Origin of the sequence: Vibrio sp. TRT 2004 (assembly GCF_050113735.1) — a bacterium.
Lineage (GTDB): Bacteria > Pseudomonadota > Gammaproteobacteria > Enterobacterales > Vibrionaceae > Vibrio.
Genome location: NZ_JBNJOH010000046.1, coordinates 1 through 14,721 on the forward strand (window position 1 = coordinate 1; position 14,721 = coordinate 14,721).

Sequence of the window (14,721 nt, forward strand, 5' to 3'; positions counted from 1 at the left end):
GCGCTGGACTAAACAAAGGCCCCCTTTTAGGGGGCTCACACAAAGCCACCTTCTTTAGAAGGTGGTAATTTACTTATTATCATTAGGATTTTATATTATCATTAGAATTTTTTATTATCATTAGACTAACCTATATAAAGAATATTTAAATTACAAAATTGTCATTTAATAAAATTTTCTTTAGTGGAGGAAAAAAAGCAATGACAAACATTGGTTCGATCTCATGCGTAATGCTATTTATAATATCAACAATTAGTTATGCGATAGAGCTTGAGGATGTAAGATTATCGGCTGGAAGCGGGTTACTTATCGGTACTGATGGGTGCTCAGAGAGCTACTATCAGTGTGACTTAAATTCAATATATTACGAATTTGGGATCGATTTTGAATCACATAATTTAGCTCTGGGTAGCTCAATTTTAATCGCCAATGACTTCGAGGCTCAATCTGAAAAAACTCAGAATCGACAAGACTTCAATATCAAGTCGCTTAATACCGTTACTAAATACAAGTACCCACTTGGTCCCGACTCTCGCCTAGATTTTGGTATTGGGCTCTCTATATGGAAGGACAAACAATACGGCATCAGCGACAGTGAACATGTCGGTAGCTCAGCATACCTTATGTTGGCGTATGAAAGATACGTCAACTTATTAGATCTTAATGTCAGTTCTAGCGTTAAATACTTTCCTAATTTTTACGGTTTAGACTTTGACATGTTGTTACTTGGTGTCTCATTTTCGAAAAGTCAAATTCAGCGTCGAATCAAAAATGCGATAGAGAATAGTCAGGATAAAAGTAACATTGATTACCAACAAGTGGTAAGCACAACTCTATATTTTGATGAATCATCAAGTTTATTAACTTACTCCCATGACCTAACGCAATTTCTAGATGGCGATTACTTCGTTGTATATGGATATAGGAGTTACAACGAAGACATTATTGTTTCTATCGATCGGGCACGAAGAGTAGAAAGTGCTTTAAAAGAGCTTTATCCCAATTCAAAAATCGACATTATTAATATGTCTTATACCGTTCCTTATTCTGCAAAAAGTAATGGTGATGGTTACCAAGAAGAACGCAGGGTAATAATTAAATCATATCGTCCAAACTAAGGCTTATTTATGAAGATGTTAATAATGCTAATTTGTCTTACTGCAATTTTTGGCTGCAAAAGTGAAGAAAAGCTATTTGCAGAAGTCGATAATGAAAAAGGCATAAGATGGTCTAGTCTTTCTATTGAACTTGATAATAAACAATTATCGATAGGCAGTTCATTTGATCCTACCGTAAAAGTAATCGATACAAATGGAAATTCTTATCTGTTAGATCCTAAATCTGTTACATGGAAATTTTCGGATCCCTCTGCTATTAGTTTTGGGCAAGGGACTAATGGTTTCTTCTCAGCAAGCAAAATCACAAGAGCGACGATTCGCGCACAGTATGAGACCCTCTCCTCTAATGAATTAGTGGTTAATATCGAACCTGTGTATATTTCTGATACAAAATTAGTGTCTTACGCAAATCCTGTCGTTTTATCACATGCTCCTAAATTAGAGTGGGCATCGCGCAAAATCTATCTCAAAGCTATCATGAATAATGGTTCAATTATTGATGTCACTGAAAAGGCAAATTGGACGACAAGCGACAGTAGTGTCATCATTTTCACACCTGGAATTGCGGGAGTTTTAAGTAAGACCCTACGAAGTACGGGGGCTGGCAAAGCAACCATCACTGCCGAATATGCGGGTTTCACTAAATCCATTGATATAGAGGTTAAAGACCTATTGAATTTAGGCGAGAAAGTTGGCTGTGGCGTTGAAACAATTACAATATCCATACCCGATACCGGGAAATCTTTGATGTTTCGTTGTCCCCCTGTCGGTCGACAAGACGTAGGCGATTATATATCTACTCAGGCCGCAGGCGCCTATGCTGCTGGAATCATTAATGCCTTTCTTCCTCTGTTTAAGTTCGACAGCGCAGTTTCTTATTGTGCTAGCCTAGGGCAAGGCTATCGTTTGCCATATTGGTCGGAACATTATGCGTTTGAAAAACAAATTAATTCTGGAGTCACACAACCTCATGGTCCCTATCTCGACTATGGCTGGCCGCAAATAGCTAGACATTGGCTACTAGACGACACAGGAAAACCAGGTGTGCATCTTTTGAAATATTTCGGTCATAGAGGTAATTTCGAACAAGATGGTAATGATTATACTAACGTAACGGCATTATGCGTGAAGGAAGTGTAACTAACGACTTTCATTTGATTTGTCTAACTACCTACCCGTTATCATCATTAAATGACTCCCTACTTCGCCGCTAGAAATTGGTTGTTGTGTTACACAATCACTGTTCTCAAAATGGCGAAGTAGGTACCTCCCGAGCATGCCGTATTACTTCGTGCTTTGTTAAAACCCATACCCAATAGGGGTATTTTGTTTCTCTTTCTACATCAACAGCTTAATTGTAAAAGTTAGTGGATTTAAGCTTTTATTACTGAGTTAAGTGTCAGTAATGGCTTAATCTTCTGATATTTAAGGGGTATTTACTCATAAATCATAGATAATACTGTTGTAAATAGCATCTATGTTGTTGTTTTAAGTGGTTAAACTCTGCTCATTGAAGAAAAAAGTTGGCGTAAATCATAAGCTTGGCATACACTTTCCAAGGTAAAGCCGATAGGTTGTTGATTGGCTTGGTTAAAAGTTTTGGCGCTGCCTTTGGGTGGCAATGTTTAACACAGCTTTGAGGAAAGTTTTATGGCGCTCACAAAGGCCGATTTGGCTGAGAACCTGTTTGAAAAGCTTGGATACAGTAAACGGGATGCCAAGGAAACGGTTGAGGCGTTTTTCGAAGAAATTCGTAAGGCACTCGAAAGTGGCGAGCAGGTAAAACTGTCTGGATTTGGTAATTTTGATCTGCGTGACAAGAATGAACGTCCAGGTCGAAACCCGAAGACAGGTGAAGACATTCCCATCAGTGCTCGTCGCGTAGTAACCTTCCGCCCAGGGCAGAAATTAAAAGCCCGCGTTGAAAATATTAAGGTTGATGACTAAGCCTCTGATAAGTTTCAGTTTATCCTGCTTGATAGATTAGGCATTGAGCGTATGATTCCACGCTCCTAGGTCTCAATAACAAAACACCCCAGCCAAGGCTAGGGTGTTTTTGTTTGTGCGCTAAGTCTAGTCACGTTTCCAAAGAGCGTGGCAAAACTTGTGTTCAGGATCACGACTAATCAAAAGTCGTGCAAAAACATCATCAAGCACATCGTCTTCTTCGTTTACGAGACCAATACGCACTTCAGCATAAACTTCTTTGTCGACGTCAAAGCCAACATGCTCTGCCCAGTCATCACCTGTTTCAACTAACTCCGCAGCACCACGGTCATCAAATTGCGCAGTGAACAGGATCACATCAGCTGGCTCAAGATTGTCAGGCGCCATTTCCAAGAATATGTCGTAAGCGGTATCAATCGCGTCGTCGTAAGACATTAATTCAGCCATGACTATGCGCGGCTCATGTATTTGCGTTCAGTCGTGTTGATCACGATGCGGTCACCCGTTGCAATGTACTCTGGTACTTGAACAGTAAGACCTGTAGAAAAACGAGCCGGTTTAGTACGAGCAGAAGCTGATGCGCCTTTGATAGACGGGTCTGTTTCTTCGATAACGAGCTCTACTGATGCTGGAAGTTCCAGACCAACTGCATTGCCATTAACAAGAATGATATGTAGACCTTGGATCTCTTCAGTTACAAATAGCAACTCGTCCTCAATCTCTTCTTTCTTGAATGTGTATTGAGTGTAGTCTTCGTTATCCATAAAGATGTATTCATCGCCATCTACATATGAGAAAGAAGAAGCACGTTTGAACATGTCGACAGTTTCTAGAACGTCATCTGATTTGTAGCGTTCGTCAACGCGAGCACCTGTTGTTAGGTCTGTACAGCGCAGTTTGTAGATTTTTGCGCCGCCACGACCACCAGGAGTGGTTACTTCGATGTCTTTAATTAACAATGTTTTACCATTAGATTCGATAGCAAAACCTTTTTTAAGCTCACTTGCCTTTGGCATGAACAATATTCCTTAGTATGTTAGGTAGTGGCAGCATTATATACTGACCCTGTTAAGGAAGGAATATCTTGATTCATCCATCGTGGTGAGCGAACATTAAGGCATTGAGTTCGATTATTTTGTTATCAATCAAATGCATTTATCCACTATTGACCCAAAACAAGCCTTTCAGCCTAAATATCAACCCGCCATTGATGATTTGGTGAGCTTTTTAACCAGTGGGTTAGGGGATAACCTTCACAGCGTCTACTTGTATGGTAGTGTGGCACGTAAAACCGCCAAACCAAATCAATCGAATATCGATGTGGTTGTGGTGACTCACCGTGGATTCTCCGATCTCAGAACAACCCTATTTAACTCAATCAAATGGCGCTTTCAGAAAACTCATCCCCATATTACCGAAATTTCATTTAAAACCGCACTGGCACAAGATGTTGCGAGTCTTGACAGTATTTTCTCGTGGGGATTCCTATTACGCCACTGTGCGGTGTGTGTGTATGGTGAAGATTTATCTGAGTGTTTTGGTGATTACGAACCTAGCTGGGAGATTGCCAAACATTGGAATATGGACGTAGAAGATTGGGTAGCCGTATATCGTAACCGTATTGCTCGAGCGGATAAGCCAGAAGAACAGGTCAAAGCACAGAGAATTATCGCGAAAAAGTTATTGCGAGCAAGCTATTCTTTGGTGATGTACAAAGACAAACAGTGGTTCGAAGATCCTATCGAATGTGGTCAGCAATTTTTACGTTATTATCCTGACAAACAAGTCGAGATTGAAAGACTGGGTATTCTGTTGTCAGGAAGGGTGATTGCGAAGCGCTCAGTCATTGGCATTCTTGATGGTTTTGGTGACTGGCTAGCAAAACAGTATAAAAAGACCGAGTTTAGAATCGGCTAAGGAGATATCGAGAAAAGTCTTCTTATGCGTTTAATTGTGCTAGCTTTTATATGTATGGACATATTGAGGTTAGCATGTACCAAGGAACGGATAACCGCCAATTAAATGGTGTTTCTAATTACTCTCTTTATCACCGATTTGTTATCCCTTCTTTGCAGGCCATTAGAGAGGGAATGGTTTGGCTTATTCCCTGTTTAATGTTGTCATCTTTTGCGCTTTTCTTTGCCAGCATTGGTGAGTTTATATTAGAAGGGCGCAATGTTTGGATATCCCAACTGTATGATTTGCATGATGCTATCGCTCGGTTTTTTCCATTTTTAATGACCGCCACTATCTCCTATGTTTTAGCGATGCAGTGGCGTTTGCCAAGACCGCCAATCGCACTTTTGATGATTACATTGCTATTAATCACTGAACAGACAATTCCAGATAGCAAAGTACTGCTAACCTTCCACATAATCTTAGCGATTATAACGCCGTTGTACGCGGTTCCGCTGTTAGCTTATTTACTCCGCTTTGATATATTCAAACTGACAAGAACCGAGTCCGCAGGGCAGATTGTCAAAGAGTCGTTGAATATGGTGATTCCTGCGTTCATCACTGCTTTGTTGGTGGTGGTCATTAACCACATCCTCGTGCTCGGTCTATCGGCGGTTGCTTACTCTTCGGTGTTGACGACGGACTATGCCAATGAGCCAACCACCTTTGGTGTTCTCTTCGCGACACTCAATTCGATATTGTGGTTTATTGGTATTCATGGGTATTACGCATTACTTCCGTTAGTTGATTTGCTAGAAGAAGCGAGCAACCTTAACTATGCCACTGTACTGGTAGGAGGCGACGCTCATTATCTGATGAACTTGTCTTTTATGGGCGCATTTGTGTTTATTGGTGGCAGTGGGGCAACATTGTCGCTGGTGATTGCGCTGTTGCTGTGTTCCAAACAACATGGGTTTAAGTTGATTGCGTTAGCGAGCATTCCAATAGGCTTGCTCAATATTAATGAGATCTTATTGTTCGGTCTGCCGATTATTTTCAACCCTAGGTTATTTCTGCCGTTTCTGTTGGCGCCGGTGACCAACGTTGTCGTCAGCATGGCTGCGGTATCGATTGGATGGGTGGTGACGCCCACTGTCTCTGTTCCGTTTAATAGCCCAATATTGTTAAATGCTTGGATGGCGACACAAGGTGATTGGGCGGCAGTTGTGCTTCAGCTTGTCAATATCGCCATTGGTGTCGTGATATATCTTCCGTCGGTTAGGGCACTTAATCAGAGTGTAAGCGAGAAGAAAATATCGTTGCCTGTGTTTGATACCTTTTATGCTCGGCGTCAAGAAGAAGCACGCACGTTAATGGATGATCCCATTATGCAGGCTGTCGAGAGGGAAAAAAGCACCATTTTTATCGAACATCAGCTTGAGCAACTGAGTTCGCGCGACTTCTGTATCGAGTATCAGCCGCAAGTGTCGCGTGATAGCGAGATGACAGTTGGCTGTGAAGCGCTGATTCGTTCAATTGATAAAGATGGTAAACTCCAATATCCGAACTCTTTCATTCCATGGCTGGACAAGGCCAATTTGATGAAAGATGTCGATCTGTGGGTTTTTAAGCAGGTGATCAAAGATATACGGCGGATGCAGAAATCGGGTCTATTCATTCCAGTCAGTGTGAACATTACTCCTCAAACATTAGTTGACCCTAGTTACATTGATGAATTGGAGAAAATCATTCAGCACCATGCGCAGTATATCCATATTGAAATTACAGAAGAGTCATTACTTGAGGATGAACTTGCATTGGTTGTTGCGTTTAACCGCCTACATAATCTGGGCGCGAAGATCCACATCGATGATTTTGGAACTGGCTTTTCGTCTCTCAGCTATCTCAATAAATTTGAGATCGACTATCTAAAGATCGATCGTTCATTTGTATTGGCACTGAGTACTCTAAAAGGCAAAAAAGTATTCGGCAGCATTCTGTCGATTGCGAAGCAATTGGATCTAAAGGTAATTGTCGAAGGTGTCGAGACCAAAGAGCAGCTCGACCATATTTGTCGTGACTCTGATATATCTGTGCAGGGTTGGTACTACGCCAAATCACTGCCTTTAGACAAATTCATCGATTATGCTTCAAAATAGCCCAAGTTGAGGTTCACTGAGTGAGCTGAAGTCTATACCGATAAAGGGTAATATCGCTTCGCCAACCGGTTTAAGCTGCTTATCGATATAGTGTTGGTAATCGATTGGATTTTTTTGATACTCCTTGGGTTCAGGTCCTGCGAGTGTAATGACGTACTCAATTTGCCCTTTGTTCTGGTATTGCAAAGGTCTACCAAGCTGGGCATTCATCTCATCCGCCATTCTGGCTGCTCTTACCTGAGGTGGAACGTTTTTCTGATACTCATGCAGCCTTCGTCTCAAGCGCTTTTGATAGGTCAGTTTGTCATCGAACTTTCCGGCTTTGGTTTGCTCAACAAATTCACGGACATAGTCACTCGGGTTTTCGCCATGAAAAATCATCGAGTATAAGGTTTGCTGAAACTCTTGCGCGAGTGGCGTCCAGTCGGTTCGAGCGCTCTCTAAGCCCTTAAAAATGATCCGCTCACTATCGCCTTCTCCAATCAGCCCTGCGTAGCGTTTCTTCGATCCCGTCTCTTGTCCTCGGATGGTTGGCATTAAGAATTTCTTGTAATGAGTTTCGTACTCCAGTTCGAGCGTTGAATCGAGCTGATACTCTTGCGCTAAATGTGTCGTCCACCACTGGTTGATATAGTTGACTAGTTTGAGACCAATCTCATCAGCTTGTTGCTGGCTGAACTGACCGTTTAAGGAGACGAAGGTTGAATCGGTATCACCGTAGATGACCCGATAACCTTTATCTTCGATAAGCTTTTTGGTTTGTTTCATGATCTCATGGCCACGCATAGTGATGCTCGAGGCAAGGCGAGTATCAAAGAAGCGGCAGCCTGAAGAACCCAATACACCATAGAAAGAGTTCATGATGATCTTTATGGCTTGGGAGAATGCCTTTTCGTTGTTCTTCTTTGCGGCATCACGGGCGGCCCAGAGATTTTCGATCATCTCAGGGAGGAAGTGCCGAGTGCGGTGAAACTGGCCACCTCGAAACCCTGGCACTGCTTGAGAAGCTTTGCGTCCGACTTCGAGTTGAAGGCCTTCAATCAGTCCTATTGGATCGATTAAGAAGCTACGAATGATGGATGGGTAAAGACTTTTGAAGTCGAGAACCAATACAGAGTCATACAAGTTTGGAATCGAATCCATGACGTATCCGCCAGGACTCGCCAACCAGTTCTCAGGTTGCAGATTAGGTGCAACATAGCCAGCTCGATGAATTTGCGGCAAGTAAAGGTTAGTAAAGGCGGCGACCGAACCGCCCACTCGATCGAGTTCGACGCCTGTGAGTCTAGAGCGTTCGATGGCAAACTCGAGTAGATGCGTGTGAGCAAATATCTTGTTGACCAGAATACAATCCTGCAAGTTGTATTTCGCTAGTGATGGCTTATCACGACGGAACATCTGATTGATTTCATCCATTCGGTCATGAACATTATGGATCTGCTTCCCCTCACCAAGCAGCTCTTGCGATACCGATTCAAGTGACCAGCGACGGAAATGATAGGTCGCGGTTTTGAGCGTATCGATGCCATCCATAATCACGCGGCCGGGCACAGAAACGAAGGCTTGCTGGGTGGTATTGGAGGTTCGGAAAAAACTCGCTTGACGGCCACGGCCTATCATCAATTTGACTTGATTCCATTCTGCCCGTTTGTGTAATAGTCGAAAATCGAAGTCAATAACGTTCCAGCCAATAACCACATCTGGGTCATACTTTTGGAACCAGCTAACGAGAGCGTTTAGCAGTGCTTTCTCATCTTTTACCCACTCTATAGGGGTCTCGGCGGGCTGCTTATCACCAATCATGATCACACGGCTATCCATCGGACTATCAAGTCCAATGGAATAGAGAATGCCTTTTTCAGAACACTCTATATCGAGGGAGACGACTTTCAGATCGGGCGTGTAGCTCCCCTGACGACACTTGACTGATGTGAATTGTCGGCTTTGAGGGGCCAGTTGCTCAATACCACTAAACTCAACCCCGCCTTTAATAAAACGTTCCATCAAATAGCGGTCAGCCAAACGAATATCGTCTTCGAGTACCGTAATATCTGCCAGCTGTAATGCACGGCTAAGCTGCTGAGAGTGTTTGATAGTCGTGGTGTAACAAGCGGCTAGTGGCTCCAGATCAAAGCTGGTCAATTCCAGTGGACGCCACTCTGCGAAAAGATTCTCTTGTTCAGCGATAGACTTGCATTGTTCTAACTGACTTTGTGCAACAAAAAAAACGGGCTTCTCACCTCGAATAATGAGTTGAGAGGGGCCTTGAGGCGTTGATAGCCACAGCTCGATTTGAGTTTGGCCACTGACATCACGTGCCTGCCGAGTGAGTAAGAAACCGTTATGAATCATTGTGCGTAATAGGGTGGTTAGATTGAAGCGAGATCAAGACAGTAAGGCTAGAGTATCACATGCTGAAAAAGTTAAATACAAAGGTAAGAAATAGACCGATTATCTAAGGCGAAATTGGTAGAAAAATAACCAATAAACTGACCTAAGCGATTGATTAATAGATTAATAACAATTTAAGTACCAGATCTGAAAATTACTACTTGCTAAAGTTTGCGTTTAAGCACATATTCAGAGTAAGCAAAATTTTAATTTTAAGTTAGACTAGGCAGCAATGCTGTAATCCACTCTATGTGGGTGCAGAGCCAAGTAAAAAGTGTGGAGATACAAGTTTGATAAATGTTTTCCTTGTAGATGATCACGAGCTGGTTCGCACAGGGATACGACGTATTATTGAAGACGTCCGTGGGATGAACGTAGCAGGGGAAGCTGACAGCGGTGAAGAAGCAGTAAAATGGTGTCGAAGCAACCATGCTGACGTCATTTTGATGGATATGAATATGCCTGGTATCGGTGGTCTTGAGGCTACCAAAAAGATCCTGCGATTTAATCCTGATGTGAAAATCATCGTTTTAACTGTTCATACGGAAAATCCGTTTCCAACTAAAGTGATGCAAGCAGGAGCCGCAGGCTACCTGACTAAAGGCGCTGGCCCTGATGAAATGGTCAACGCAATTCGTATGGTTAATAGTGGACAACGCTATATATCACCAGAGATCGCTCAACAAATGGCTCTTAGCCAATTTTCTCCGGCATCGGAAAACCCATTTGCTGATTTGTCTGAGCGTGAACTGCAAATCATGATGATGATTACTAAAGGGCAAAAAGTCACTGACATATCTGAGCAGTTGAATCTTAGTCCTAAGACAGTAAACAGTTACCGTTATCGCTTGTTTAACAAGCTTGATATTAGCGGTGATGTTGAGTTGACTCACTTAGCAATTCGACACGGAATGATAGATACCGAGACACTATAAGGTGCCAATACCATCAGTGATTTTAATCTTCAGCTAATGGTATTGGTATGAGCCAATTCGATTCAGCCGCCTTTCTCAAAACAGTAACAAACCAGCCCGGCGTTTATCGTATGTATAACGCCGAGTCTGTTGTTATCTATGTAGGAAAGGCGAAGGATCTCAAAAAACGCCTCTCCAGCTACTTCCGTAGCAAAGTTGATAGTGAAAAAACCCGTGCTTTAGTCAGTAACATCGCCAAGATTGATGTAACGGTGACGCATACCGAAACAGAAGCCTTGATCTTAGAGCACAACTACATCAAGCAGTACCTACCTAAATACAACGTACTGTTGCGTGACGATAAATCCTATCCCTATATCTTTATTAGTGGACACAAACACCCACGTTTGTCGATGCATCGAGGGGCGAAAAAGCGTAAAGGCGAATACTTTGGACCTTACCCAGATTCAGGCGCTGTACGTGAGACCTTGCATCTAATTCAAAAGATATTTCCGGTGCGACAGTGTGAAGATACTGTTTACAGTAATCGAACTCGACCTTGTTTAATGTACCAAATCGGTCGTTGTGCTGCGCCGTGTGTGAGTAGTGTTATTTCTGAACAGGATTACGCTGAACTGGTTGGTTACGTAAGACTGTTTCTGCAGGGCAAAGATCAGCAAGTGCTTGCCTCTCTTGTCGAAAAGATGGAGGTGGCGAGTCAAGAACTACGCTTCGAACAGGCCGCCAAATTCCGCGATCAAATTCAGGCTATTCGCCGTGTCCAAGAGCAACAGTTTGTCTCGGAAGATTCGATGGACGATATGGACGTACTTGGTTTTGCTCAAGAAAATGGCATTGCGTGCATTCATATTCTTATGATTCGTCAGGGTAAAGTTCTGGGAAGTCGCAGCCACTTTCCGAAAATACCCAACGATACCACTCAGCAAGAAGTGTTTTATAGCTTCCTGAGCCAGTATTACCTGAGCCACAATGAGGCGCGAACTATTCCGACTCGTATCATCCTCAACTCGGGCTTAATTGACGAATCACAGCCGTTGGAAGAGGCTTTAACGAGCTTAGCGGGACGCCGAGTCCACTTCCATGTCAATCCGACCAGCACTCGAGGGCGTTATCTTAAACTGGCCAACACCAATGCTTTGACTGCGATTACGACTAAGATCAATCACAAGATGACGATATCTCAGCGTTTCAAAGCGTTGAGAGAGTTGCTTGATATGGAAAGCATTACGCGAATGGAATGTTTTGATATCTCACACACCATGGGAGAGAGCACCATTGCCTCTTGTGTGGTTTTTAATCAGGAAGGCCCCGTTAAGCAAGAGTATCGTCGTTATAATATCACGGGCATCACGGGTGGTGATGATTACGCAGCAATGGGGCAGGCACTTGAACGCCGTTACTCAAAGCAGCTCGATATAGAAAAAATCCCTGATATTGTTTTTATCGACGGTGGTAAAGGTCAGTTGAGTAGGGCTCATGAGATCATCTCTCGCTACTGGGGAGATTGGCCAAAACGCCCGCATTTGATTGGTATTGCTAAGGGTGTCACGCGTAAACCTGGTCTCGAAACTTTGATCACCGTCGAAGGTGATGAATTTAATTTGCCTAGTGACGCACCAGCACTGCATTTAATGCAGCACATCCGTGATGAGAGCCATAGTCATGCGATTGCTGGCCATAGGGCAAAACGAGGAAAAACCCGTAGAACGAGTGCTTTAGAGGGCATTGAAGGCGTAGGACCAAAGCGTCGCCAAGCTCTGTTAAAATACATGGGTGGTTTGCAAGAATTGAAACGAGCGAGTGTAGAAGAAATCGCCAAAGTGCCAGGGATTAGTATTTCTTTAGCAGAAAACATTTATCAAGCATTGAAACAATAGCAAAAATCCCGCACCATAAGGCGCTGTTTGAAATATCAAATAGAGCCATACGCAAACAAAAAGAGCCTTTTAAAAATATGCGTTTAAATATCCCTAACATCTTGTCTTTGTTGCGACTTTTCTTGATTCCAGTATTTGTCGTTGTTTTTTATCTACCTTATAGCTGGTCTCCTTTTGCAGCAGCAATGGTATTCTGGGTCGCAGGGTTTACTGATTGGCTTGACGGTATGTTGGCGCGAAAACTAGGTCAAACCTCTCGTTTTGGGGCTTTTATTGATCCAGTCGCTGATAAAGTATTGGTTGCTACCGCACTCATTTTGATAACAGAGCACTACCACACGATCTGGGTAACGATTCCTGCAGTCACTATGATAGCTCGTGAAATTATCATCTCCGCACTGCGTGAATGGATGGCGGAAATTGGTAAACGAGCGAGTGTGGCGGTATCTTGGGTAGGTAAGGTTAAGACCGTCAGCCAAATGTTCGCCTTATGGGTACTGATCTGGCGTTACGACGATTGGATGGTTTGGGTTGGCTTTGCTGCACTGTATGTTGCCACTGTACTGACATACTGGTCGATGGCCCAATATCTGATGGCTGCCAAAGATGATTTGCTCAACGAAGAACACCACTGATTAGAAAGCAGGCGATGGCCTGCTTTTTTGTCTCTGCCTTTTCGCATTAACACAATTAACTCCGTGGATTTGCTAAAAAATTTGCTAGCAAACTAACCAAATTAGCTTGTTTTGGCGGTTAAATAGACAAACGATTTAAAATTTCAAAAATAGTGTTGACTCATTAGTTCGAATCCGTAGAATGCATCCCGTACCCAAGAGGAATTGAGCGTTTAACTCTTCCACTTGGTGTGACAGAGGCGCGTTGGCAGAGTGGCTATGCAGCGGATTGCAAATCCGTGGACCTCGGTTCGACTCCGGGACGCGCCTCCATTTGCGACACTAGCTCAGTTGGTAGAGCGCAACCTTGCCAAGGTTGAGGTCACGAGTTCGAACCTCGTGTGTCGCTCCAGATTATTTTGGTAGCGGTTTTTACATCGATATCATAGATGGTGTCTCCATCACAAATTTAGATTTGTGTGCCCTGGTGGTGGAATTGGTAGACACAAGGGATTTAAAATCCCTCGGCGTTCGCGCTGTGCCGGTTCAAGTCCGGCCCGGGGCACCATCTAACGCATTACGCGACACTAGCTCAGTTGGTAGAGCGCAACCTTGCCAAGGTTGAGGTCACGAGTTCGAACCTCGTGTGTCGCTCCAAATTTAAGGCCCTAGCAGAAATGCTGGGGCTTTTTGGTTTCTATACACTGCTACTTGCGTCTGATTGATTACGTCAACTAATGAGTAAATAATCATCATTGGGTATGTGAATTTTTCGACGGATCGCATAAAATTACAACTTTATCAGTAGAGAATGTATGCACGTTCAACTGATAAGACTATAGCTGGTAATTTTTTGTGGGCTAATGATGTAAGGATCATCCTCTTCACAGCTCAAGGCAATCACTTTTAGGTAGTGTGATAGTGACAAATGCTCCCAGAAGGCTGTGCTCTAAGCTTTCTATCAATCAAATGTTGGTGCTTTCGCACGTCTTACTGGTGATGATCCTTGTCTCTGGATTCAGTTACACTCGTTATCATAGTGAGTGGAATCGGCATATCGAATATTCTGCATCGTTGGCAAAACTGACGCTCGCACCGCATATCCCGTTTCTTTCAACGTCAGTCGCCGGAACCAATTACTCAAATCTCACCGCCTCGGCAACAGGCCAACTGTTTTCGTCCATCGATGATCTTGAATATCTAGAAGTGACAGGTAAGTCAGATTTTTCAGCTCAAGATGTCCGTATCCGCTTTTTTAAGCGTTTTGAATATCTATGGCGTGCTGATGTGAACCTCGAAGAGTTTGAGCAGCTCGAGATCAAATTAACAGCGATGAATGAGTCAATCGATTCAGTCAACTTCGATAACCCTATACGCAAAAAGAAGTTATTGTTTATTAAAAGTCGCCTCATGCGCGAACATGAGTCGATGGCGAAAAGTTTAGATATTGAAAAAGATATCTTTGTGCCGTGGACGAAACCTGCAACCTTAGGGGAAGGTTACTATCTCGATGAAGAGCTGTGTGCGCTGAATGTCGTTATTCCTTTGACCAACTCAATGGGAGGGGAGATATGGGCGGTGTTTGATGCCAGTGAGTTGACTAATCTGCAACGTTCCTTGGTTGAAGAGATTGTTGCAGAGGCGATTGTCGCGCTTGCGATCTCTTTGGTGTTAATTGGTTGGGTATCTCACTGGATTGTTTCACCTCTTAAATCATTGGCAGCGCATATGCGTTCTGATACAACCCACGTCATAATCTAGCGATTATGGATGGTTGTCTGTGG

Annotated in this window: 12 protein-coding genes and 4 tRNA genes; 13 read left to right on the top strand and 3 right to left on the bottom strand. The window is 43.2% G+C overall.

Annotated features, from left to right (window positions below):
• Nucleotides 1–200: 200 nt before the first annotated feature.
• From ACQEXR_RS16120 to ihfA, 3 genes are all read left to right on the top strand, one after another.
• Nucleotides 201–1,118, top strand: a complete 918-nt coding sequence (locus ACQEXR_RS16120; RefSeq protein WP_427020733.1) for a hypothetical protein — start codon at nucleotides 201–203, stop codon at nucleotides 1,116–1,118.
• Nucleotides 1,119–1,127: 9 nt separating this feature from the next.
• A complete protein-coding gene (locus ACQEXR_RS16125) occupies nucleotides 1,128–2,258 on the top strand; it encodes a hypothetical protein (RefSeq protein ID WP_427020734.1) in 1,131 nt (376 codons plus the stop codon).
• Nucleotides 2,259–2,768: 510 nt separating this feature from the next.
• Nucleotides 2,769–3,065 carry an integration host factor subunit alpha gene (gene ihfA / locus ACQEXR_RS16130; RefSeq protein WP_006879539.1) on the top strand — a complete coding sequence of 99 codons (297 nt, stop codon included), beginning with the start codon at nucleotides 2,769–2,771 and terminating at the stop codon, nucleotides 3,063–3,065.
• 126 nt (nucleotides 3,066–3,191) lie between these two features.
• Here ihfA and ACQEXR_RS16135 read toward each other — a convergent pair whose 3' ends face one another.
• Both ACQEXR_RS16135 and yeiP read right to left on the bottom strand, forming a co-directional pair.
• Entirely contained in the window at nucleotides 3,192–3,512 is a 321-nt protein-coding gene (locus tag ACQEXR_RS16135; protein WP_138970360.1) for an HI1450 family dsDNA-mimic protein, read from the bottom strand.
• Nucleotides 3,513–3,514: 2 nt separating this feature from the next.
• A complete protein-coding gene (yeiP, locus tag ACQEXR_RS16140; protein WP_138970361.1) occupies nucleotides 3,515–4,081 on the bottom strand; it encodes an elongation factor P-like protein YeiP in 567 nt (188 codons plus the stop codon).
• A gap of 133 nt (nucleotides 4,082–4,214) precedes the next feature.
• On the opposite strand from yeiP, the gene ACQEXR_RS16145 reads away from it, so the two are divergent.
• Both ACQEXR_RS16145 and ACQEXR_RS16150 read left to right on the top strand, forming a co-directional pair.
• Nucleotides 4,215–4,982 carry a nucleotidyltransferase domain-containing protein gene (locus ACQEXR_RS16145; protein WP_426950567.1) on the top strand — a complete coding sequence of 256 codons (768 nt, stop codon included), beginning with the start codon at nucleotides 4,215–4,217 and terminating at the stop codon, nucleotides 4,980–4,982.
• 74 nt (nucleotides 4,983–5,056) lie between these two features.
• The gene (locus tag ACQEXR_RS16150; RefSeq protein ID WP_427020735.1) at nucleotides 5,057–7,120 is read left to right on the top strand and encodes a PTS sugar transporter subunit IIC/EAL domain-containing protein; all 2,064 of its coding nucleotides are present in this window, start codon (nucleotides 5,057–5,059) and stop codon (nucleotides 7,118–7,120) included.
• Here ACQEXR_RS16150 and ACQEXR_RS16155 read toward each other — a convergent pair.
• Nucleotides 7,112–9,472, bottom strand: a complete 2,361-nt coding sequence (locus ACQEXR_RS16155) for a DNA polymerase II (protein WP_427020736.1) — start codon at nucleotides 9,470–9,472, stop codon at nucleotides 7,112–7,114. The genes ACQEXR_RS16150 and ACQEXR_RS16155 overlap by 9 nt on opposite strands.
• A 329-nt stretch (nucleotides 9,473–9,801) precedes the next feature.
• Here ACQEXR_RS16155 and uvrY point away from each other — a divergent pair, with 329 nt between their 5' ends.
• The 8 genes from uvrY to ACQEXR_RS16195 all read left to right on the top strand — a co-directional run bounded on the left by uvrY (nucleotide 9,802) and on the right by ACQEXR_RS16195 (nucleotide 14,698).
• Nucleotides 9,802–10,446 carry a UvrY/SirA/GacA family response regulator transcription factor gene (gene uvrY, locus ACQEXR_RS16160; RefSeq protein WP_138970365.1) on the top strand — a complete coding sequence of 215 codons (645 nt, stop codon included), beginning with the start codon at nucleotides 9,802–9,804 and terminating at the stop codon, nucleotides 10,444–10,446.
• A 47-nt stretch (nucleotides 10,447–10,493) separates the two neighbouring features.
• The gene (gene uvrC / locus ACQEXR_RS16165; protein WP_427020737.1) at nucleotides 10,494–12,323 is read left to right on the top strand and encodes an excinuclease ABC subunit UvrC; all 1,830 of its coding nucleotides are present in this window, start codon (nucleotides 10,494–10,496) and stop codon (nucleotides 12,321–12,323) included.
• Between the two features lie 77 nt (nucleotides 12,324–12,400).
• Nucleotides 12,401–12,958, top strand: a complete 558-nt coding sequence (gene pgsA, locus ACQEXR_RS16170; RefSeq protein WP_138970367.1) for a CDP-diacylglycerol--glycerol-3-phosphate 3-phosphatidyltransferase — start codon at nucleotides 12,401–12,403, stop codon at nucleotides 12,956–12,958.
• Nucleotides 12,959–13,196: 238 nt separating this feature from the next.
• A tRNA-Cys gene (locus ACQEXR_RS16175) sits at nucleotides 13,197–13,270 on the top strand.
• Nucleotides 13,271–13,273: 3 nt separating this feature from the next.
• A tRNA-Gly gene (locus ACQEXR_RS16180) sits at nucleotides 13,274–13,349 on the top strand.
• 69 nt (nucleotides 13,350–13,418) lie between these two features.
• A tRNA-Leu gene (locus tag ACQEXR_RS16185) sits at nucleotides 13,419–13,505 on the top strand.
• A gap of 13 nt (nucleotides 13,506–13,518) precedes the next feature.
• Nucleotides 13,519–13,594 (top strand) — tRNA-Gly (locus tag ACQEXR_RS16190).
• A gap of 264 nt (nucleotides 13,595–13,858) precedes the next feature.
• Complete coding sequence (locus tag ACQEXR_RS16195) at nucleotides 13,859–14,698, top strand: hypothetical protein (RefSeq protein WP_427020738.1); 840 nt, start codon at nucleotides 13,859–13,861, stop codon at nucleotides 14,696–14,698.
• Nucleotides 14,699–14,721: the final 23 nt, after the last annotated feature.

Coding starts and splice junctions, on each gene's coding strand:
- ihfA (WP_006879539.1), top strand. CDS start 2,769: ATGGCGCTCACAAAGGCCGATTTGGCTGAGAACCTGTTTGAAAAGCTT.
- ACQEXR_RS16135 (WP_138970360.1), bottom strand. CDS start 3,512: ATGGCTGAATTAATGTCTTACGACGACGCGATTGATACCGCTTACGAC.
- ACQEXR_RS16125 (WP_427020734.1), top strand. CDS start 1,128: ATGAAGATGTTAATAATGCTAATTTGTCTTACTGCAATTTTTGGCTGC.
- uvrC (WP_427020737.1), top strand. CDS start 10,494: ATGAGCCAATTCGATTCAGCCGCCTTTCTCAAAACAGTAACAAACCAG.
- ACQEXR_RS16155 (WP_427020736.1), bottom strand. CDS start 9,472: ATGATTCATAACGGTTTCTTACTCACTCGGCAGGCACGTGATGTCAGT.
- yeiP (WP_138970361.1), bottom strand. CDS start 4,081: ATGCCAAAGGCAAGTGAGCTTAAAAAAGGTTTTGCTATCGAATCTAAT.
- ACQEXR_RS16120 (WP_427020733.1), top strand. CDS start 201: ATGACAAACATTGGTTCGATCTCATGCGTAATGCTATTTATAATATCA.
- ACQEXR_RS16150 (WP_427020735.1), top strand. CDS start 5,057: ATGTACCAAGGAACGGATAACCGCCAATTAAATGGTGTTTCTAATTAC.
- pgsA (WP_138970367.1), top strand. CDS start 12,401: ATGCGTTTAAATATCCCTAACATCTTGTCTTTGTTGCGACTTTTCTTG.
- ACQEXR_RS16145 (WP_426950567.1), top strand. CDS start 4,215: ATGCATTTATCCACTATTGACCCAAAACAAGCCTTTCAGCCTAAATAT.